This is a genomic window from Ottowia sp. (assembly GCF_016703145.1).
Taxonomy (GTDB): domain Bacteria; phylum Pseudomonadota; class Gammaproteobacteria; order Burkholderiales; family Burkholderiaceae_C; genus Ottowia.
In genome coordinates this window covers 836,216-855,009 of record NZ_JADJCO010000003.1, presented here as the reverse complement: position 1 = coordinate 855,009, position 18,794 = coordinate 836,216, and the positions used below count along the sequence as shown (strand labels likewise).

14 protein-coding genes, 1 tRNA gene and 1 pseudogene are annotated in these 18,794 nt (G+C 71.6%); 9 read left to right on the top strand and 7 right to left on the bottom strand.

Annotation, left to right across the window (positions count from 1 at the left end):
- Both gatA and gatC read right to left on the bottom strand, forming a co-directional pair.
- Positions 1-1,467, bottom strand: a complete 1,467-nt coding sequence (gene gatA / locus IPG65_RS07725) for an Asp-tRNA(Asn)/Glu-tRNA(Gln) amidotransferase subunit GatA (protein WP_293188648.1) — start codon at positions 1,465-1,467, stop codon at positions 1-3.
- The gene (gatC, locus tag IPG65_RS07720; RefSeq protein ID WP_293188647.1) at positions 1,467-1,766 is read right to left on the bottom strand and encodes an Asp-tRNA(Asn)/Glu-tRNA(Gln) amidotransferase subunit GatC; all 300 of its coding nucleotides are present in this window, start codon (positions 1,764-1,766) and stop codon (positions 1,467-1,469) included. Before gatC ends, gatA begins: the two co-directional genes overlap by 1 nt.
- Before the next feature lie 210 nt (positions 1,767-1,976).
- On the opposite strand from gatC, the gene IPG65_RS07715 reads away from it, so the two are divergent.
- From IPG65_RS07715 to IPG65_RS07695, 5 genes are all read left to right on the top strand, one after another.
- Positions 1,977-3,020: a rod shape-determining protein gene (locus tag IPG65_RS07715; protein ID WP_293188646.1), complete on the top strand. Its 1,044-nt coding sequence runs from the start codon at positions 1,977-1,979 to the stop codon at positions 3,018-3,020.
- 149 nt (positions 3,021-3,169) lie between these two features.
- Positions 3,170-4,120, top strand: a complete 951-nt coding sequence (gene mreC, locus IPG65_RS07710; protein WP_293188645.1) for a rod shape-determining protein MreC — start codon at positions 3,170-3,172, stop codon at positions 4,118-4,120.
- Positions 4,117-4,635 carry a rod shape-determining protein MreD gene (gene mreD / locus IPG65_RS07705; RefSeq protein WP_293188644.1) on the top strand — a complete coding sequence of 173 codons (519 nt, stop codon included), beginning with the start codon at positions 4,117-4,119 and terminating at the stop codon, positions 4,633-4,635. Before mreC ends, mreD begins: the two co-directional genes overlap by 4 nt.
- Positions 4,636-4,722: 87 nt before the next feature.
- Positions 4,723-6,663 (top strand): penicillin-binding protein 2, encoded by a 1,941-nt coding sequence (gene mrdA, locus IPG65_RS07700; RefSeq protein ID WP_293188643.1) that lies wholly within the window; start codon positions 4,723-4,725, stop codon positions 6,661-6,663.
- 155 nt (positions 6,664-6,818) lie between these two features.
- Entirely contained in the window at positions 6,819-8,345 is a 1,527-nt protein-coding gene (locus IPG65_RS07695) for a catalase (protein WP_293188642.1), read from the top strand.
- Between the two features lie 144 nt (positions 8,346-8,489).
- On the opposite strand, the gene IPG65_RS07690 is transcribed toward IPG65_RS07695, so the two are convergent.
- Positions 8,490-8,565 (bottom strand) — tRNA-Arg (locus IPG65_RS07690).
- A 54-nt stretch (positions 8,566-8,619) separates the two neighbouring features.
- Positions 8,620-9,252 carry a TetR family transcriptional regulator gene (locus IPG65_RS07685; RefSeq protein ID WP_293188641.1) on the bottom strand — a complete coding sequence of 211 codons (633 nt, stop codon included), beginning with the start codon at positions 9,250-9,252 and terminating at the stop codon, positions 8,620-8,622.
- A gap of 180 nt (positions 9,253-9,432) precedes the next feature.
- Between IPG65_RS07685 and IPG65_RS07680 the strand changes: the two genes are divergently transcribed.
- The 4 genes and pseudogenes from IPG65_RS07680 (at position 9,433) to IPG65_RS07665 (ending at position 16,517) form a co-directional block, all read left to right on the top strand.
- A complete protein-coding gene (locus IPG65_RS07680; RefSeq protein ID WP_293188640.1) occupies positions 9,433-10,725 on the top strand; it encodes an efflux RND transporter periplasmic adaptor subunit in 1,293 nt (430 codons plus the stop codon).
- A gap of 15 nt (positions 10,726-10,740) precedes the next feature.
- Positions 10,741-14,001 carry an efflux RND transporter permease subunit gene (locus IPG65_RS07675; protein WP_293188639.1) on the top strand — a complete coding sequence of 1,087 codons (3,261 nt, stop codon included), beginning with the start codon at positions 10,741-10,743 and terminating at the stop codon, positions 13,999-14,001.
- Positions 13,998-15,524: an efflux transporter outer membrane subunit gene (locus IPG65_RS07670; RefSeq protein ID WP_293188638.1), complete on the top strand. Its 1,527-nt coding sequence runs from the start codon at positions 13,998-14,000 to the stop codon at positions 15,522-15,524. The genes IPG65_RS07675 and IPG65_RS07670 overlap by 4 nt, the downstream gene beginning before the upstream one ends.
- A 138-nt stretch (positions 15,525-15,662) precedes the next feature.
- Positions 15,663-16,517 (top strand): annotated as a pseudogene (locus IPG65_RS07665) (c-type cytochrome).
- A gap of 126 nt (positions 16,518-16,643) precedes the next feature.
- Here the strand turns inward: IPG65_RS07665 and IPG65_RS07660 are convergent.
- The 3 genes from IPG65_RS07660 to IPG65_RS07650 are packed head-to-tail and all read right to left on the bottom strand — an operon-like array spanning position 16,644 to position 18,708.
- Positions 16,644-17,183: a DUF2946 family protein gene (locus IPG65_RS07660; RefSeq protein WP_293188637.1), complete on the bottom strand. Its 540-nt coding sequence runs from the start codon at positions 17,181-17,183 to the stop codon at positions 16,644-16,646.
- A gap of 7 nt (positions 17,184-17,190) precedes the next feature.
- Entirely contained in the window at positions 17,191-18,225 is a 1,035-nt protein-coding gene (locus tag IPG65_RS07655; RefSeq protein WP_293188636.1) for an alpha/beta fold hydrolase, read from the bottom strand.
- A 36-nt stretch (positions 18,226-18,261) separates the two neighbouring features.
- Positions 18,262-18,708, bottom strand: coding sequence for a nuclear transport factor 2 family protein (locus IPG65_RS07650; RefSeq protein ID WP_293188635.1), 447 nt, complete (start codon positions 18,706-18,708; stop codon positions 18,262-18,264).
- Positions 18,709-18,794 lie beyond the last annotated feature (86 nt).

Here is an 18,794-nt window from a genome sequence, read left to right as displayed (position 1 = left end):
TCAGAAACCCTCCGGGGCGCGGAGGTGGAAGTCCGTGGCCTGCTGCAGGCGGTGCGCCACGTTGAGCAGTCGCCCTTCCTGCAGGTAGTTGCCGATCAGTTGCAGGCCGACGGGCAGGCCGTCCTCGCCGAAGCCGGCCGGCACGCTCATGCCGGGCAGGCCGGCCAGCGAGGCAGGCAGGGTGTAGATGTCGGCCAGGTAGTCGGCCAGCGGGTCCTGGCCGTGTGCGCCCAGCGCCCAGGCCACGGTGGGCGCCACGGGGCCGGCGATGACGTCGCAATCCTGGAACGCGCGCTGGAAGTCGTCGGCGATCATGCGGCGCAGCTTTTGCGCCTGCAGGTAGTAGGCGTCGTAGTAGCCGTGTGAGAGGACATAGGTGCCGGTCATGATGCGGCGCTGCACCTCATCGCCGAAGCCCTCGGCGCGGGTCCTCTTGTACATGTCCTCCAGGTCGGCGTAGTCCTTGGCGCGGTGGCCAAACTTGACGCCGTCGAAGCGCGCCAGGTTGGAGCTGGCCTCGGCCGGCGCGATGACGTAGTAGACGGGGATGGCCAGCTCGGTGCGCGGCAGCGAAATCGCCACGCGCCGGGCGCCCAGCTTCTCCAGCTCGGCCAGCGCGGCGTCGATGGCGGCGCGGACGCCGGACGCCAGGCCCTCGCCGAAGAACTCGCGCGGCACGCCGATGCGCAGGCCGTCGAGGCGGCCGTCCAGCGCGCGGGTGAAGTCCTCGGCAGGCACGTCGAGCGAGGTGGCGTCGCGGTCGGGGTCGGGGCCGCACATGCTGGACAGCAGCAGCGCGCAGTCCTCGGCGGTGCGCGCCATGGGGCCGGCCTGGTCGAGGCTGGAGGCGAAGGCGATCATGCCGTGGCGCGAGGCACGCCCGTAGGTGGGCTTGATGCCGGTAAGCCCGCAGAAGCTGGCCGGCTGGCGGATGGAGCCGCCGGTGTCGGTGCCGGTGGCGGCGGGCACCAGCCGCGCGGCCACGGCGGCGGCGCTGCCGCCCGACGAGCCGCCGGGCACGCGGCCGGGGTTCCACGGGTTGCGCGCGGGGCCGTAGGCGGAGTTCTCGTTGCTGGAGCCCATGGCGAACTCGTCGCAATTGAGCTTGCCGAGGCAAACCATGCCCTGGTCCGCCAGCTTGCTGACGACCGCGCTATCGAACGGTGAGCGATAGCCCTTCAGCATCAGCGATCCGGCGGTGGTGGGGAAGTCGCGGGTGACGAAGATGTCCTTGTGCGCCAGCGGCACGCCGGCCAGCAGCGGCGCGCCGCCCTGGGTCAGGCGAGCGTCGGCGGCCCGGGCCTGGGCCAGCGTCACGGCCTCGTCGGTGGCCAGGAAGGCGCCCAGGCCGGCGTGGCGCTCGATGCGGCCCAGAAAGTGTCGCGCCAGCTCGACGGCCGACACCTCGCGCGCGCGCAGCGCGGCGGCCAGTTGCGCCACGGTCTGGTCATGCAGGGCGGCGGCCATCACTCGATCACCCTGGGCACCAGGAACAGGCCGGCTTCAACCGCCGGGGCATTGCGCTGGTTGGCCTCGCGCTGGTCGGGCTCGCTGGCCACGTCTTCGCGCAGGCGCAGCTGCACGTCCTGGATGGCGGCCAGGGGGTGGGCCAGCGGCAGGACGCCCTGGGTGTCCACGGCGCGCATGGTTTCGACGATGCCGAAGAAGCCGTTCAGCCGGGTAAGCATGCGCTCGCGCTGCTGCTCGGGCAGCGCCAGCCGCGCCAGGTGCGCGATGCGGTCGATGTCTGTGGGGGTCAGGGACATGAAAAAAGACGTGGAAACCAGGTGTAAATCGAACTTTCCGCCCGCGCGCCGGCCCAGTGCCGGAAGGGCGATGCGGTATTATCCTGCCTTTGCTGAAACGGCTGCGAAATGGCCGTATTTGCGCGAAATCCACGCCTAAATCGCACAGAACACATCGCACGAGGGGCGGCGGCGACAGGTGCCGGCCGGCGCCCCCCAGAAGGATCTTTCATGTTTGGAGCTTTCCGTCGGTACTTCTCCACCGATCTGGCCATCGACCTGGGCACCGCCAACACCCTGATCTACGTGCGCGACAAGGGCATCGTCCTGGACGAGCCCTCGGTGGTGGCCATCCGCCACGAGGGCGGCCCGCAGGGCAAGAAGACCATTCAGGCCGTCGGCGGCAAGGCCAAGGCCATGCTGGGCAAGGTGCCGGGCAACATCGAGGCCATCCGGCCCATGAAGGACGGCGTGATCGCCGACTTCACCGTCACCGAGCAGATGCTCAAGCAGTTCATCCGCATGGTGCACCCGCGCGACCTGTTCCGGCCCAGCCCGCGCATCATCATCTGCGTGCCCTGCGGCTCGACCCAGGTCGAGCGCCGCGCCATCCGCGAATCGGCCCTGGGCGCGGGCGCCAGCGAGGTGTACCTGATCGAGGAGCCGATGGCCGCCGCCATCGGCGCCGGCCTGCCGGTGAGCGAGGCCAGCGGCTCGATGGTGGTGGACATCGGCGGCGGCACCACCGAGGTGGGCGTGATCTCGCTCGGCGGCATGGTCTACAAGGGCTCGGCCCGCGTGGGCGGCGACAAGTTCGACGATGCCATCATCAACTACATCCGCCGCAACTACGGCATGCTGATCGGCGACCCGACGGCCGAGGCGATCAAGAAGCAGATCGGCAGCGCCTTCCCGGGCAGCGAGGTCAAGGAGATGGAGGTCAAGGGCCGCAACCTCTCCGAGGGCGTGCCGCGCAGCTTCACCATCAGCAGCAACGAGATTCTCGAGGCGCTGACCGAGCCGCTCAACAGCATCGTCTCCGAGGTGAAGAAGGCGCTGGAGGAAACCCCGCCCGAGCTGGGCGCCGACATCGCCGAGCGAGGCATGATGCTGACCGGCGGCGGCGCCCTGCTGCGCGACCTGGAGCGCCTGCTGGCCGAGGAAACCGGCCTGCCCGTGCTGGTGGCCGAGGAGCCCCTGACCTGCGTGGTGCGCGGCTGCGGCCTGGCGCTGGAGCGCATGGACCGCCTGGGCAGCATCTTCACCAATGAATGACGCCCACCCCTGAGGCGCTGGCGCGCCTTCCCCTCAAGGGGATGCACCCACTGGCCGGGGAAACCCCGGCCACGGGCGCGCTGGCATGGCCTGCTCCGCGGCCCTTCGCGCCCAGGGACACTGATGGGCCCCGGATGCGCTGATCCGCCATGCCGCTCGAAACGCTCGACCGCACGCCGCCGCCCTTTTTCAAGCAGGAGCCGTCGGCGCTGTCGCGGCTGATGCTGCTGAGCACACTGGCGCTGTTCCTGATGGTGGCCGACGCGCGCCTGCACGTCGTTCAGCCGCTGCGCGCGGCCATCGCCACGGTGCTGTACCCCGCGCAGTGGCTGGCGCTGCAGCCGGTGCAGATGATCCAGGAGCTGGCCGGCTACCTGACCGAGTTGAAGACCGCCCGCAAAACCGAGTCCGCCGCGCGCCTGAAGCTGGCCGAGCAGTCGCAGCGCGCCGGGCAGGTGGAGCAGTTGCTGCTGGAGAACGCCCGCCTGCGCGAGCTGCTGGCGCTGCGCGAGCGCGTGCAGGTGCCCGCCAAAATGGCGCAGGTGCTGTACGACGCCACCGACCCCTACAGCCGGCGCGTGGTCATCGACAAGGGGCAGTTGCAGGGCATCCAGCCGGGCTCGCCGGTGCTGGACGAATCGGGCGTGCTGGGCCAGGTGACGCGGGTCTACCCGTTCGGCAGCGAGATCACGCTGCTGATCGACCGCGAGCAGGTGATCCCGGTGGTGAACACGCGCACCGGCACCCGCAGCGTGGCCTACGGCGACCCGGCGCTGCACGGCGGCATGCTGGAGCTGCGCTACATGTCGACCGCCGAGGACGTGAAGGAAGGCGACCTGCTGGCCACCAGCGGGGTCGATGGCGTGTACCCGCCGGGCCTGCCGGTGGCGCGCGTGGCCAGCGTCGATCGCCGCGGCGATTCCAGCTTTTCCCGCATCCGCTGCCAGCCGCTGGCGCGGCTGCAGGGCGTGGCGCACGTGATGGTGCTGGAGCCGGTGGGCGACCTCGCGCCGACGGCCGCCGTCGGCGCCGCGCCGGCCGAGGCGGCGTCGGCGCCCGCCTCGCGGCCGGGCCGCGCCGCGCGGGGAGGCCGCTCATGATCATGCCGCGCGGCCAGCCGCTGCTGCTGCCAGCCAGCCCCGGCTTCATCTGGGGCAGCCTGCTGGCGGCGCTGATGCTCGATCTGCTGCCGTTGGGGCGCGTGCTGTGGATGCCGGATTTCCTGGCCGTGGTGTTGGTGTTCTGGAGCATCCATCAGCCGCGGCGCGTGGGCCTGACCGCCGCCTTCGCGTTCGGCCTGATGCTGGACGTGCACCAGGCCTCGCTGCTGGGCCAGCACGCGCTGGCCTACACGGTGCTGATCTACTTCGCCATCATGGCGCACCGGCGCATCCTGTGGTTCTCGGTGCCGGGGCAGGCGCTGCAGTTGCTGCCGCTGTTCGCGGCGGCGCACGCCATCGCGATCGTGCTGCGGCTGATCGGCGGCGCGGAGTTCCCCGGCTGGCAGGTGCTGCTGGCGCCGGCGCTGGAGTCGGCGCTGTGGCCCATCATCGGCGCGCTGCTGCTGGCGCCCCAGCGGCGCGCGCCCAATCCGGACGCCAACCGGCCGTTGTGATGATTTTCAATATTTTTCGGCTCTATCCCGCGTGGATACTTCGCCAAAAGCTATTATTTTGATAGTTTTACGTCGAACACTTCCCACATGACCAAGCTGCGCAACGTCGAGACCGATCTGGCGCGTTTCCGCGTGCGGCTGGTGGCGGTCGCGCTGGTGGTGCTGCTGGCCTTCGGGCTGCTGGGCTGGCGGCTGGTGGTGCTGCAGGTGGTGCGCCACGACGACCTGGCGCGGCAGGCCGAGACCAACCGCACGGCGGTGGTGCCCATCGTGCCCAACCGGGGCGAAATCCTCGACCGCCACGGCGTGGTGCTGGCCACCAGCTACAAGGCCTACACGCTGGAGATCACGCCCGCGCGCACCGGCCGCCCGCTGGATGAGACGATCGACGCCATCGGCCAGGTGGTGGAGGTGACGGCGCGCGACCGGCGGCGCTTCAGGCGCCTGCAGGAGGACTCGCGCAGCTTCGAGTCGCTGCCCATCCGCATGCGCCTGTCGGACGAGGAGGTGGCGCGCTTCGCCGCCCAGCGCTACCGCTTTCCGGGCGTGGACATCAAGGCGCGCCTGTTCCGCACCTACCCGCAGGGCGAAGCCGGCGCGCACGTGGTGGGCTACATCGGCCGCATCAACCAGCGCGAGAAGGAGCGCATCGAAGAGTCGGACGACGCCGCCAACTACCGCGGCACCGACTACATCGGCAAGCTGGGCGTGGAAAGCAGCTACGAGCGCGTGCTGCACGGCACCACCGGCGTGGAGCAGATGGAGACCTCCGCCGGCGGCCACGCGGTGCGGCGCCTGGCCAGCCACCCGGCCACGCCGGGCGACTCGGTCCGGCTGTCGATCGACATCCGGCTGCAGAAGCTGGTCGAGGACCTGTACGGCGAGCGCCGCGGCGCGCTGGTGGCCATCGACCCGCAGAACGGCGAGGTGCTGGCCCTGGTCAGCAAGCCCACGTTCGACCCCAACCTGTTCGTCGAGGGCATCGACCACGAGAGCTGGGCCGAGCTGAACGAATCCATCGACAAGCCGCTGCTCAACCGCGCCCTGCGGGGCACCTACCCGCCCGGCTCCACCTACAAGCCCTTCATGGGCCTGGCGGCGCTGGAAACGGGCAAGCGCGCGCCCGGCAGCATCACCCTGGACGGCGGCTCCTGGACCTTCGGCGGCCACACCTTCCGCTCCGGCCACGCGCTGGGGCCGGTGGACCTCTACCGCAGCATCGTCAAGTCGAGCAACGTGTACTACTACCAGCTCGCCAACGAGATGGGCGTGAACGCCATCCACGACTTCATGAAGCCGCTGGGCTTCGGCCAGGCCAGCGGCATCGACATCCCCGGCGAGACGCGCGGCGTGCTGCCCTCGACCGAGTGGAAGCGCACCACCTACCGCCGCCCCGAGCAGCAGAAGTGGTACGCCGGGGAGACCATCTCGCTGGGCATCGGCCAGGGCTACAACAACTTCACCATGGTGCAGCTCGCCAGCGCCACCGCCACCGTCGCGGCCGGCGGCGTGCGCCACACGCCGCACCTGGTCAAGGCACGGCAGGACCCGCTGACCCAGCGCTTCGCCGACGTGCCGCCGCCGCCCGGGCAGAACCTGGGCTACAACCCGGCGCACGTGGCCCTGGTGCAGCGCGCCATGGTCGGCGTCACGCAGGAGGGCACCTCGCGCGGCGTGTTCGCCGGCGCGCCCTACCTGTCCGGCGGCAAGACCGGCACGGCGCAGGCCGTCACCATCGGCCAGAAGAGCCGCTACAACGCCAGCAAGCTGGCCGAGCACCAGCGCGACCACTCGCTCTATATCGCCTTCGCCCCCGCCGAGCGCCCGCGCATCGCCGTCGCCGCCATCGTCGAGAACGCCGGCTTCGGCGCCGCCCACGCCGCGCCGCTGGTGCGCCGCGTGATGGACTACTGGCTGGCCGGCCTGCTGCCCAGCGAGCAGGACATGAAGGCGGTGCAGCAGGGCCAGGCCACCGCGCCCATCGGCACGCCGCGCCGCGTGTCCGAGCTGGCCGCGCCCGCGCCCTGAAGGTGCACGCGCCCGCGCAGGCCGGGGCGATGCGCACAGGCTATGAGCCCAATAAATACTATCGAATTCATGGCTTGATATTCGTTGGCTAACATTCATCCGTCGGCCGCCGATCGCGGCGCCCCGACCGCCCTTCCACCCCTCAGGAGCCCACGATGACCGATGACGCCAAGCGCTGCCCCGTGACCCACCTCACCACCGCCTTCGGCGCCCCGGTGGCCGACAACCAGGACAGCCTGACCGCCGGTCCGCGCGGCCCGCTGCTGGCGCAGGACGTGTGGCTGAACGAGAAGCTCGCCCAGTTCGTGCGCGAGGTGATTCCCGAGCGGCGCATGCACGCCAAGGGCTCGGGCGCCTTCGGCACCTTCACCGTGACGCAGGACATCACCCAGTACACCCGCGCCAGGCTGTTCGAGCAGGTCGGCAAGAAGACCGAGATGTTCGCCCGCTTCACCACCGTGGCCGGCGAGCGCGGCGCGGCCGACGCCGAGCGCGACATCCGCGGCTTCGCCCTCAAGTTCTACACCGAGGAGGGCAACTGGGACATGGTGGGCAACAACACGCCCGTGTTCTTCCTGCGCGACCCGCGCAAGTTCCCGGACCTGAACAAGGCCGTCAAGCGCGACCCGAGGACCAACCTGCGCTCGGCCACCTACAACTGGGACTTCTGGACGCTGCTGCCGGAGGCGCTGCACCAGGTCACCGTCGTCATGAGCGACCGCGGCATCCCGGCCAGCTACCGCCACATGCACGGCTTCGGCTCGCACACCTACAGCTTCATCAACGCGCGGGGCGAGCGCTTCTGGGTCAAGCTGCACTTCAAGACCCAGCAGGGCATCCGGAACCTCACCGACGCCGAGGCGGCCGCCCTGGTCGGCCAGGACCGCGAAAGCCATCAGCGCGACCTGTTCGACGCCATCGCGCGCGGCGACTTCCCCAAGTGGACGATGTACATCCAGGTCATGCCCGAACTGGAGGCCGACCGGTACCGCCTGCACCCGTTCGACCTGACCAAAGTCTGGCCCAACGCCGACTACCCGCTGATCGAAGTGGGCGAGTTCGAGCTCAACCGCAATCCCGAGAACTTCTTCGCCGACGTCGAGCAGAGCGCCTTCGCGCCCGGCAACCTGGTGCCCGGCATCGGCGCCAGCCCCGACAGGATGCTGCAGGCGCGCCTGTTCAATTACGCCGACGCGCAGCGCTACCGGCTGGGCGTGAACCACCACCAGATCCCCGTCAACGCGCCGCGCTGCCCGGTGCACAGCAACCACCGCGACGGCCAGGGCCGTGTCGACGGCAACTACGGCGGCGCGCTGCACTACGAGCCCAACAGCTTCGGCCAATGGCAGCAGCAACCCGGCTACCGGGAGCCGCCGCTGAAGATCACGGGCAACGCCGACCACTGGAACTTCAACCACGACGACAGCAACTACTTCGAGCAGCCCGGCAAGCTGTTCCGCCTGATGACGCCGGCGCAGCAGGACGCGCTGTTCGGCAACACCGCCCGCGCCATGGGCGACGCGCCCGGGTTCGTCAAGTTCCGCCACATCCGCAACTGCCACGCGGCCGATGCGGCCTACGGCGCCGGCGTGGCCAAGGCGCTGGGGCTGGACCTTGCGATGGCGCTGGATTCGAAGAAGGACGACCCGGCACTGGGCTCGTCCGCCGCGCTGCCGGTGTGAGCCGCTGCCCGCCGGCGACCACGACATCATTTTTGATCTTTTTGGCCTCCAACCAGCGTGAATAAAGCGCCGCAAGCTATATATTAAGTAGCATAAGGACGCAAAAAAAGCCTTGGCGCAAGCCAAGGCTTTCGTCGCTGGATCTGGCGCGGCTGGCGGGGATCGAACCCACGACCCTCGGCTTCGGAGGCCGATACTCTATCCACTGAGCTACAGCCGCGTAAATCAGGAAACACGTGATTATCCTAGAAACGGGCGCGGTCCCCAGGATGGGCTACGGCGCCCCCGCCGGCGCGGGGTCCAGGCCGATGCCGCGCAGGTAGGCGCGGATGGCCGTGTCGGCGGTCGCCTCCAGGTCGAACCCGCCGTCGAGCAGCCAGCCGTAGACCAGCCCGTGCACCATGGCGTAGAAGCCGCGAGCCAGTTGCGCCGCCGGCCCCGGCAGCGCCAGGCCGCGCCGCGCGGCGGCCTGTTCGAACGCGTCCTGCATGCGCCGCACGTTGGCGCGGTCCACCTGCACGTGGCGCTCGCGCACGGGGCCCAGGTCCTCGACGTGCTCGACCATCATGGTGGCGATGGTCAGCACACGCCGGGTCTGCTCGTCCTGCGCGATTTGGCGCATCGAGCCGCGCAGGCGCTCCAGCAGCGTCCGCATCGGGTCGCAGCCGCCCTCGCACAGACCCGCCAGCTCGGCTTCCAGCGGCAGCGTCACCCGCTCCAGCATGGCGTTGAACAGGTCGGCCTTGTCCTTGAAGTGCCAGTACACCGCGCCGCGCGTCAGGCCCGCGGCCTGCGCGATGTCGTTGAGCGAGGTGCGCGACACGCCGCGCTGCAGGAACACGCGCTCGGCCGCGTCCAGCAGCGCGCTGCGGGTGGCCTGGGCATCCTGCTTGGTGCGGCGGATCATGGCGCCAGGATGGGAAAAGCGGCGGTCGGCATGGTGGGAAACTTTAACACATACATTCAAGAATGTATGTACAATGCGGCGGCCGTCGGCCGTCAGGAAATTGACCCTGGTCAACGCCTGGGCGCGCTGCCCTCGGCGCCGTGCGTGCCTCAGGCCATCCCTTTTCGATCGAGACCCACCATGCCCGAATTCCGAGCCGACTTCTCCCCGCTGCCCCGCCGCCTGCGCCCCGCGGCGGCCGTCGCCCTGCTGGCGCTGGCGCTCGCCGCCTGTGGCGACAAGAAGGACGCCGGGCCGCAGGCCGGCGGGCCGGGCGGCGCGGCGCCGCCGCCGCCCGAGGTGGGCGTGGTCACCGTGCAGCCCGGCACCGTGAGCCTGAGCACCGAGCTGCCCGGCCGGCTGGAAGCCTCGCGCGTCGCGCAGGTGCGCGCCCGCGCCACCGGCATCCTGCAGAAGCGCGTCTTCACCGAGGGCAGCGACGTGAAGGCGGGCCAGACGCTGTTCCAGATCGACGCCGCGCCCTACGAGGCAGCGCTGCAGAGCGCGCAGGCGCAGTTGGCCCAGGCCCAGGCGCAGCTGGCGCAGGCCAGCGCCACGGCCACGCGCTACAAGCCGCTGGTGGCCGTCAACGCCGTCAGCAGGCAGGAGTACGACGCCGCCGTCGCCGCCGAGAAGGCGGGGCAGGCCCAGGTGGCGGCCGGCCAGGCCGCCGTGCGCACCGCCGGCATCAACCGCGGCTACGCCACGGTGACGGCGCCGATCTCGGGGCGCATCGGCCGCTCGCTGGTGACCGAGGGCGCGCTGGTCAGCCAGACGGAAGGCACGCAGCTGGCGGTGATCCAGCAGATCAACCCGCTGTACATCAACGTCACGCAACCGGCGGCCGAGGTGCTGCGGATGCGCGAGTCCCTGCAGGCCGGCCGCCTGGCGCGCGCCGGCGGCGGCGAGGCGGCGCGCGTGGAGGTGCTGCTGGAAAACGGCCAGCCTTACGGCGAGCCCGGCCGCCTGCTGTTCACCGACCTGACGGTGGACCCGGGCACCGGCCAGGTCAGCCTGCGCGCCGAGGTGCCCAACCCGCGCGGCCTGCTGCTGCCGGGCATGTACGTGCGCGTGCGCCTGCAGCAGGCGCAGTTGGACAACGCCATCCTGCTGCCACAGCAGGCCGTCACCCGCGGCGGCCAGGGCGACAGCGTGGTGGTGGTGGGCGAAGGCGGCCAGGTGGCGCCGCGCCAGGTCAGGATCGGCGGCGCCAAGGACGGCCAGTGGATCGTGACCGAGGGCCTCAGGCCCGGCGAGCAGGTGATGGTGGAAGGCGCCATGAAGCTGATGCTGGGCGCCAAGGTGGTCAAACCCGTGCCTTGGCAGCCAAAACAGGCCGCAGCCCGCGCCAATTCTGCGCCAACAGCTCCTGAATCAGGAGCATCCGGCGCGCCGCGGGCCGCCTCGGCGCCGGCTGTGGCGGCCTCGCGCTGACCGGAACCCCAGGCCATGGCGAAGTTCTTCATCGACCGGCCCATCTTCGCGTGGGTCATCGCGCTGTTCATGCTGGTGCTGGGCGCCCTCTCCATCACCCAACTGCCGGTGGCGCAGTACCCGAGCGTGGCGCCGCCCACCATCGTGCTGTCGGCCACCTACCCCGGCGCCTCGGCGCAGACGCTGGAGGACGCCGTGCTCTCGGTCATCGAGCGCGAGATGAACGGCTCGCCGGGCCTGGCGTACATGGAATCGGTGGCCCAGGCCAACGGCACCGGCACCATCACGCTCAGCTTCGAGCCGGGCACCAACGCCGACCTGGCGCAGGTGGATGTGCAGAACCGCCTCTCGCGCGCCAGCCCGCGCCTGCCCACCACGGTGGTGCAGCAGGGGGTGCGGGTGGACAAGTCGCGCTCCAACTTCCTGCTCTTCGTGATGCTTTCGTCCAGCGATCCGGGCACGGACGTGACGGCCCTGTCGGACTACGCGTCGCGCAACGTGGTGCCCGAGCTGCAGCGCCTGCCCGGCATCGGCCAGGTGCAGCTGTTCGGCGCCGAGCGCTCGATGCGGGTCTGGATCGACCCGGCCAAGCTGCAGGGCTTCAACCTGTCGCCGGCCGACGTGGCCAGCGCGATCACGCAGCAGAACGCCCAGGTGGCGGCCGGCACCATCGGCGACCTGCCGCTGGCGGCGGGCCAGGGCATGAGCGCCACCGTGGTGGTGCCGGGCCAGTTGGGCACCGTGGCGCAGTTCGGCGAGATCGTGCTGCGCGCCAACGCCGACGGCAGCGCGGTGCGCCTGAAGGACGTGGCGCGCATCGAACTGGGCGCGCAGAGCTACGCCACCGCCGCGCGCCTGAACGGCAAGCCCGGCGCCGGCATGGGCGTGCAGCTCTCGCCCACCGGCAACGCCCTGGCGGCGGCCAAGGAAGTGCGCCAGCGCATGGCCGAGCTGCAGCGGTACTTTCCGCCGGGGATGACGTGGGTGATCCCCTACGACTCCTCCGAGTTCGTGCGCATCTCCATCACCGAGGTGGTCAAGACCCTGCTGGAGGCGGTGCTGCTGGTGTTCCTGGTGATGTACCTGTTCCTGCAGAACTGGCGCTACACCGTGATCCCGACCATCGTGGTGCCGGTGGCGCTGCTGGGCACCTTCGGCGCGCTGCTGGCCTTCGGCATGTCGATCAACGTGCTGACGCTGTTCGGCATGGTGCTGGTGATCGGCATCGTCGTGGACGACGCCATCGTGGTGGTGGAGAACGTCGAGCGCATCATGAGCGAGGAAGGCCTGCCGCCCCTGGCGGCCACGCGCAAGGCGATGGGCCAGATCTCCGGCGCCATCATCGGCGTGACGGCGGTGCTGATCTCGGTGTTCGTGCCGCTGGCGTTCTTCTCGGGCTCGGTGGGCAACATCTACCGCCAGTTCTCGGCCGTGATGGCGGTGTCGATCTTCTTCTCGGCCTTCATGGCGCTGTCGCTCACGCCGGCGCTGTGCGCCAGCCTGCTCAAGCCGGTCGAGGCCGGCCACCACCACGACAAGGGCGGCTTCTTCGGCTGGTTCAACCGCGGCTTCTCGCGCACCGCCAAGGGCTACGAGACCGTGGTGGCGCGCCTGCTGCGCCGGGCCGGCCGGCTGATGCTGGTCTACCTGGCCCTGGTCGCCGTGGTGGGCTGGATGTACCTGCGCCTGCCCACGTCCTTCCTGCCGCAGGAGGACCAGGGCTACATGATCGTCAACATGCAGCTGCCGCCGGGCGCCACGCAGGAGCGCACGCAGAGCGTGGTCGAGCAGGCGGAGGACTTCATCCTCCAGCAGCCCGAGGTGACCAGCATGGTGGCGGTGATGGGCTTCTCGTTCTCCGGCCAGGGCCAGAACGCGGCGCTGGCGTTCGTGTCGCTCAAGCCCTGGGACGAGCGCAAGGGCGCCGCGCACGGCGCCGACGCCATCGCCGGGCGCACGATGGGCGCGCTCTCGGGAGTGAAGGACGCCTTCATCTACCCGCTCAGCCCGCCGCCGATTCCCGAACTGGGGGTCAGCTCCGGCTTCACCTTCCGCCTGCAGGACCGCGGCGGCAAGGGCCACGAGGCGCTGGTGGCCGCGCGCAACCAGCTCATGGGCATGGCGATGCAGAGCAAGGTGCTGGTCGGCGTGCGCCCCGACGGGCTGGAGGACGCGCCGCAACTGCAGGTGGACATCCACCGCGACCAGGCCGCGGCGCAGGGCGTGAGCTTCGCCGCCATCAACAACGCCATCGCGGCGTCGCTGGGCTCGGCCTATGTCAACGACTTCCCCAACCAGGGGCGCCTGCAGCGCGTCATCATCCAGGCCGACGCGCCGGCGCGCATGCAGCCGGAGGACATCCTGCGGATCACCGCGCTCAACGGCAAGGGCCAGGCGGTGCCGCTGTCGGCCTTCGCCAGCACGCGCTGGATCACCGGCGCCGCGCAGACCGTGCGCTACAACGGCTACCCGGCCATGCGCCTGGCCGGCAGCGCCGCGCCGGGCTTCAGCACCGGCGACGCCATGCGCGAGATGGAGCAGCTGGCGGGCAAGCTGCCCGAGGGCTTCGGCTTCGAGTGGACCGGCCAGTCGCGCGAGGAAAAGCTGGCCGGCAACCAGGCCCTGGTGCTGTACGGCTTCGCCATCCTGGCGGTGGTGCTGGCGCTGGCCGCGCTGTACGAAAGCTGGTCGATCCCGCTGGCGGTGATCCTGGTGGTGCCGCTGGGCGTGCTGGGCGTGCTGCTGGCCATCACCGGGCGCGGCCTGGCCAACGACGTGTACTTCCAGGTCGGCCTGATCACCATCATCGGCCTGTCGGCGAAGAACGCGATCCTGATCATCGAGTTCGCCAAGGACCTGCAGGCGCAGGGCATGGGCGCGCTGGAGTCGGCGCTGGCGGCGGCCCACCTGCGCTTCCGCCCCATCATCATGACCTCGCTGGCGTTCACGCTGGGCGTGCTGCCGCTGGCCATCGCCAGCGGCGCCGGCGCCGCCAGCCAGCGCGCCATCGGCACCGGGGTGATGGGCGGCATCATCGTCGGCACGCTGCTGGCGGTGTTCTTCGTGCCGCTGTTCTTCGTCGTGGTGCGCGGCATCTTCAAGGGCTCGGTGCGCCAGCGCGAGCGCTTCGCCGAGCACGCGGCGCAGGCCGGCATCACGGGCGAGTCCGCCCAGCACTACCTGCACGACGCCGAGCAGGGCCTGTCGGAGGACGAACGCCGCGCGCTGCACGGCGGCACGGGCACCCCCGGCCCGAACGCAAAGGATCGCTCATGACGCACGCACCCGCCGCATCCCCGCCCGCGCGCGGCCCCTGGCGCCTGGGCGCGCTGGCGCTGGCCGCCGCGCTGGCCGGCTGCTCCTTCGTTCCCACGTACCAGCGCCCGGCCGCCCCCGTGGCCAGCGACTGGCCCGACAGCGCCGGGGCCCAGGCCGCGGGCGCCGCCGTGGCCGCCGCCGACCTGCCCTGGCAGGACTTTGTGCAGGACCCCGCGCTGCGCGAGCTGGTCGGGCTGGCGCTGGCCCACAACCGCGACCTGCGCGTGGCGGTGCAGGCCATCGAGCAGGCGCGCGCGCAGTACCAGATCCGCCGCGCGGACCAGTTCCCCACCCTCGGCGCCACGGCCAGCGGCCAGCGCTCGGCGCCCAATCCCTACGCGGCGACGGGCGGCCCCGGCGTGGCCTCGACCTACAGCGTGGGCATCGGCGTGTCGGCCTGGGAGCTCGACTTCTTCGGCCGCGTCGCCGCGCTGAAGGACGTGGCGCTGGCCAGCTACCTCGCCACCGAGGAGGCGCGCAAGTCGGCGCAGATCAGCCTGGTGGCCAGCGTCATCACCACCTGGCTGCAATTGCAGACCGACACCGAGCTGCTGGCCCTGGCCGAGCGCACGCTGGGCACGCGCGAGCAGTCGCTGCGGCTGGTCCGGCTGCGCTTCGACAACGGCGCCTCCTCGGCGCTGGACCTGCGCCTGGCCGAGACGCTGATCGCCAGCGCGCAGGCCACCCGCGCGCAGCAGCAGCGCCTGCGCGCGCAGGACATCAACCTGCTCGCCCTGCTGGTCGGCCAGCCGGTGCCGGCGCACCTGATCCCGCCCGTGCCGGCCATGGCCGCCCCCGAGGCCCCGGCCGACCCGGGCCAGCCCAGCGCCGCGGCGGCACCGGCCGCCACGCTGCCCGCCTTCGCCGAGGTGCCGGCCGGCCTGCCGTCCGACCTGCTGCTGCGCCGCCCGGACATCCGCGCCGCCGAGCAGCAGCTCATCGGCGCCAACGCCAACATCGGCGCCGCGCGCGCCAGCTTCTTCCCGCGCATCACGCTCACCGGCAGCCTGGGCCGCGTCAGCAGCGACCTGGACGGGCTGTTCGGCTCCGGCGGCAGCCGCGCCTGGTCGTTCGGGCCCGGCATCACGCTGCCGATCTTCGACATGGGCCGCAACCAGGCCAACCTGGACGCCGCGCGGGCCGGGCGCGAGATCGCCGTGGCGCAGTACGAGAAGGCCATCCAGGCGGCCTTCCGCGAGGCGGCCGACGCCCTGGCCGGTCGCGCCACTCTGGCCGACCAGCTGAGCGCCCTGCAGGCCCAGGCCGAGGCCGAGCGCGACCGCTTCCGCCTGGCCGACCTGCGCTACCGCAACGGCATCGCCAGCCACCTGGACCTGCTGGACGCGCAGCGCTCGCTGTTCGCCGCCGAGCAGGCGCTGGCCCAGGTGCGCCTGGCGCAGCGCGCCAACGAAGTGCAGCTCTACAAGGCGCTGGGCGGCGGCTGGACGGAGCCTCCGGCAACACCCGCCGGCGCGGGCTGAACGGGGCCGCGCCGGCCCCGGGCGCTCCAGGTGGCGCCTCTATAATCGGCGGTTGCCGAGCGGGGCTGGGAACCAGAGGGTCCGGGCCGCGTCAGCGCACCGCCTGCAGACCACCCACGACAGAGCCCCGAGGACGCCATGAGCGACAGCACGCACGAGGAAGCACACACCGGCCCCATCAAGACCCCCAAGCAGCTCTTCTGGGTCAGTTTTGCCGCCTTCGTGATACCGGTGTTCATCATCATCGGCCTGGTGTACTACGTCACCACCGGCAACAAGACCGCGCCCGGTGCCACCGACGTCGAGCGCTCCATCGCCGAGCGGCTGCAGAAGGTGGGCATGGTCGAGATCCGCGACGCCAACCGCCCGCTGCAGGGCGGCGAGGCCGTCTACAAGGCCCAGTGCACGGCCTGTCACGCCACCGGCGTGTCCGGCGCGCCCAAGCTGGGCGACGCCGGCGACTGGGCGGCCCGCCTCCAGCAGGGCTACGACGCGCTGCTGGCCTCGGCCCTCAAGGGCAAGGGCGCCATGGCGCCGCAGGGCGGCGGCAACTTCTCCGACGTGGAGATCGGCCGCGCCGTGGCCTACATGGCCAACAGCGCGGGCGGCAAGTTCGCCGAGCCGGCGGCGCCCGCCGCCAGCGGTGCCGCCGCCGCCGCGGCGCCTTAAGCAGCGCCCGCAGCCGCCGCCGCGCCGGCTCCCGCGGCCGCGCCTGCCCCCGCCGTGGTCGCGGCAGCCGCCCCCGCCGCCGATCCGGCCGCGGGCAAGGCGCTGTACGACAAGGCCTGCGTCGCCTGCCACGCCGCCGGCGTGGCCAACGCGCCCAAGTTCGGCGACAAGGCGGCCTGGGCGCCGCACATCGCGGAGGGCATGGACGCCATGCTGAAGGTGGCCATCAACGGCAAGGGCGCCATGCCGCCGCGCGGCGCCACGACCGCCACCGACGACGAACTGCGCGCCGCCATCCAGTACATGGTGGATGCGGCCAGGTAGCCCGCGCCTCAGCCGCCATGGAAGAGCCGGTCGCCGACCGGCTTTTTTCATGGCATTTCAGGCTTCAGCCCGCACCCCTGTTGCGCCGGAAGCTATGAAAATAGTAGCGATCGCACGCCTGCCGGCTCACGCCGCGTGCCGCGCCTGCGGGCTCGGCACGTAGCCGAAGCGCGCCGGCAGCTCGGCCGCGCGCACGGGCGTGGGCGTCCAGCGGCCCTGCTCCACCGCGTCGGCCACCTGGGCCATGTCCTGCGTGTGCACCAGCCCGAGGCCGAGGTCGGCCGCCAGGAACACGCGCCCGGCCTCGTCGGTCAGCACCTCGCGCACCCGCGCCGGCTGGCCGGTGTGCGACACGACCGCGCCGTCGCCCTGCACGCGCCAGACCCAGGGGGCGGCCTCCAGCTCGACGTACACGCGCTGCGGGCCGTTCTGGAAGAACCACTGGCCAGCCGCGTCGGCCTCGTAGTTGCGCTGGATGAAGTCGATCAGCTTCTCGTGCCGCAGCAGCGCGCCCCGAACGCCCGGCGCGCCGCTGGCGAACGCGCCCAGGGCCTGCGCGCGGTCGTCGCGCAGGTACCACTGGCCGCGCGCGTCCAGCCCCAGCCAGCCGTAGCAGTGCGGCACGTGGGGCCACTTGGCCATGGCCTGTCTGACGATGTCGTCCATGCGCCCATTATGAGGCGGACGGCGCGCCCTGCTGCAGCAGCCAGCCGCCCACGGCCCTGGGCAGCCAGAACAGGTGCCCCGGCGGCGCGCCCTGGGGAAAACCGACGTGGCCGCCCTCGGCCGGCTGCCACAGGGTCACGCAGGGGCCGACTTCGCCCGGCCGGGGCAGCGACGCGGCGGGCACGAAGGGATCGTTGCGGGCATTGAGCACCAGCGCCGGCACGCGGATGCGCGCCAGGTGCGGCTTGGACGAGGCGCGGCGCCAGTAGTCGTCGGCGCTGGCGAAGCCGTGCAGCGGCGCGGTGAAGAGCTGGTCGAAGGCGTGCAGGTCGCGCACGCCGCCGAGGCGCGCCGCGTCGAACAGGCCGGGGTGCTGGGCCTGCTTGGCGCGCGCCTTGGCCTTGAGGGTGCGCAGGAACATGCGGGTGTAGACCTGCCGGTTGAAGCCGCGCCCGATGGCATGGCCGCCGGCCGTCATGTCCAGCGGGGCGCAGACGGCGGCGATGGCGGCCACCCGCTGCGCGCCCGACGCGCCCGTCTCGCCAGCCCAGCGCAGCAGCGCGTTGCCGCCCAGCGACACGCCGACGGCCAGCAACGGCCCGCCGCCGCGCGCCTGCTGCAGGGCGTGCAGGCGCGCCAGCATCCAGCCGACTTCCTCGAAGTCGCCGCAGTGGTAGGCGCGCGGCGCGCGGTTGATCTCGCCGGAGCAGCCGCGAAAGTGCGGCACGGCAAAGCCCAGCCCGTGCGCGCGGGCCCAGCCGGCGAAGGCTTCGGCGTAGTGGCTGCGCGAGGAGCCTTCGAGCCCGTGGAACAGCACGAGCAAGGGCGCGCCCACGCGCCCCGAGGGGGCGTCGAGCAGATCGACATCGACGAAGTCGCCGTCGGGCGTGTCCCAGCGCTCGCGCCGGTAGGCGATGCGCGGCCCGCCGGCGCGCCGTGCGCGCAGCGCGGGCCAGATGGTCTGCAGGTGGCCGCCGGGCAGCCAGGGCGGGGCGCGGTAGGCATTCACTTCAATATTGATAGCTGTTGGCGCAGTATCCATGCTGGCTACGGCCGAATTTCATTCAAAATCCGCTCCTCAATGCAGCAACTGCCCCGGCGCCGTCGCCTCGGCCACCTCGCTGCGGCCGGGACTGGCGTGGTGGGCGACCAGGCGCCAGCCCTGCGCGGTCTTCAGGTACACGTTGGTGGCGACGACCCAGGCGCGCTGCGTGCCCTCGGCGGTGAGCACGTCCACGCGCTCCAGCACGTTGTGAACGGCGGCGCCCAGCGACTCGACGCGGCGCAGGCGCTCGGGCGTGGCGCGGATGACGCCGTGGGCGAACATGGCCTCGAAGGCGCCGCGGATGGCCGCCGCGCCCACCAGGCGCGGGCCGCCGGGGTGGACGCAGACGATGTCGTCCTCGTCGGCCCAGCAGGCCATGAGCTGGTCGATGTCGCCGTTGTGCAGGGCGTCGTAGAACGCGGCTTCCACCTCGTCGGCGGAGCCGCCGAGGGCGGCGGCGCGGTAGCGGGACTTGGGCATGGCGCGGGCTGGGGAGCGGTCGAACCAAAAGCGCATTGTGCCTCCTGGGCGCGGCGTGAACCCCGTCACGCCGGCCCGCGCGACGC

Coding starts and splice junctions, on each gene's coding strand:
- IPG65_RS07685 (WP_293188641.1), bottom strand. CDS start 9,252: ATGATCCGCCGCACCAAGCAGGATGCCCAGGCCACCCGCAGCGCGCTG.
- IPG65_RS07650 (WP_293188635.1), bottom strand. CDS start 18,708: ATGCCCAAGTCCCGCTACCGCGCCGCCGCCCTCGGCGGCTCCGCCGAC.
- mreC (WP_293188645.1), top strand. CDS start 3,170: ATGCCGCTCGAAACGCTCGACCGCACGCCGCCGCCCTTTTTCAAGCAG.
- IPG65_RS07695 (WP_293188642.1), top strand. CDS start 6,819: ATGACCGATGACGCCAAGCGCTGCCCCGTGACCCACCTCACCACCGCC.
- IPG65_RS07670 (WP_293188638.1), top strand. CDS start 13,998: ATGACGCACGCACCCGCCGCATCCCCGCCCGCGCGCGGCCCCTGGCGC.
- mreD (WP_293188644.1), top strand. CDS start 4,117: ATGATCATGCCGCGCGGCCAGCCGCTGCTGCTGCCAGCCAGCCCCGGC.
- IPG65_RS07655 (WP_293188636.1), bottom strand. CDS start 18,225: ATGGATACTGCGCCAACAGCTATCAATATTGAAGTGAATGCCTACCGC.
- IPG65_RS07715 (WP_293188646.1), top strand. CDS start 1,977: ATGTTTGGAGCTTTCCGTCGGTACTTCTCCACCGATCTGGCCATCGAC.
- IPG65_RS07660 (WP_293188637.1), bottom strand. CDS start 17,183: ATGGACGACATCGTCAGACAGGCCATGGCCAAGTGGCCCCACGTGCCG.
- gatA (WP_293188648.1), bottom strand. CDS start 1,467: ATGGCCGCCGCCCTGCATGACCAGACCGTGGCGCAACTGGCCGCCGCG.
- IPG65_RS07675 (WP_293188639.1), top strand. CDS start 10,741: ATGGCGAAGTTCTTCATCGACCGGCCCATCTTCGCGTGGGTCATCGCG.
- IPG65_RS07680 (WP_293188640.1), top strand. CDS start 9,433: ATGCCCGAATTCCGAGCCGACTTCTCCCCGCTGCCCCGCCGCCTGCGC.
- mrdA (WP_293188643.1), top strand. CDS start 4,723: ATGACCAAGCTGCGCAACGTCGAGACCGATCTGGCGCGTTTCCGCGTG.
- gatC (WP_293188647.1), bottom strand. CDS start 1,766: ATGTCCCTGACCCCCACAGACATCGACCGCATCGCGCACCTGGCGCGG.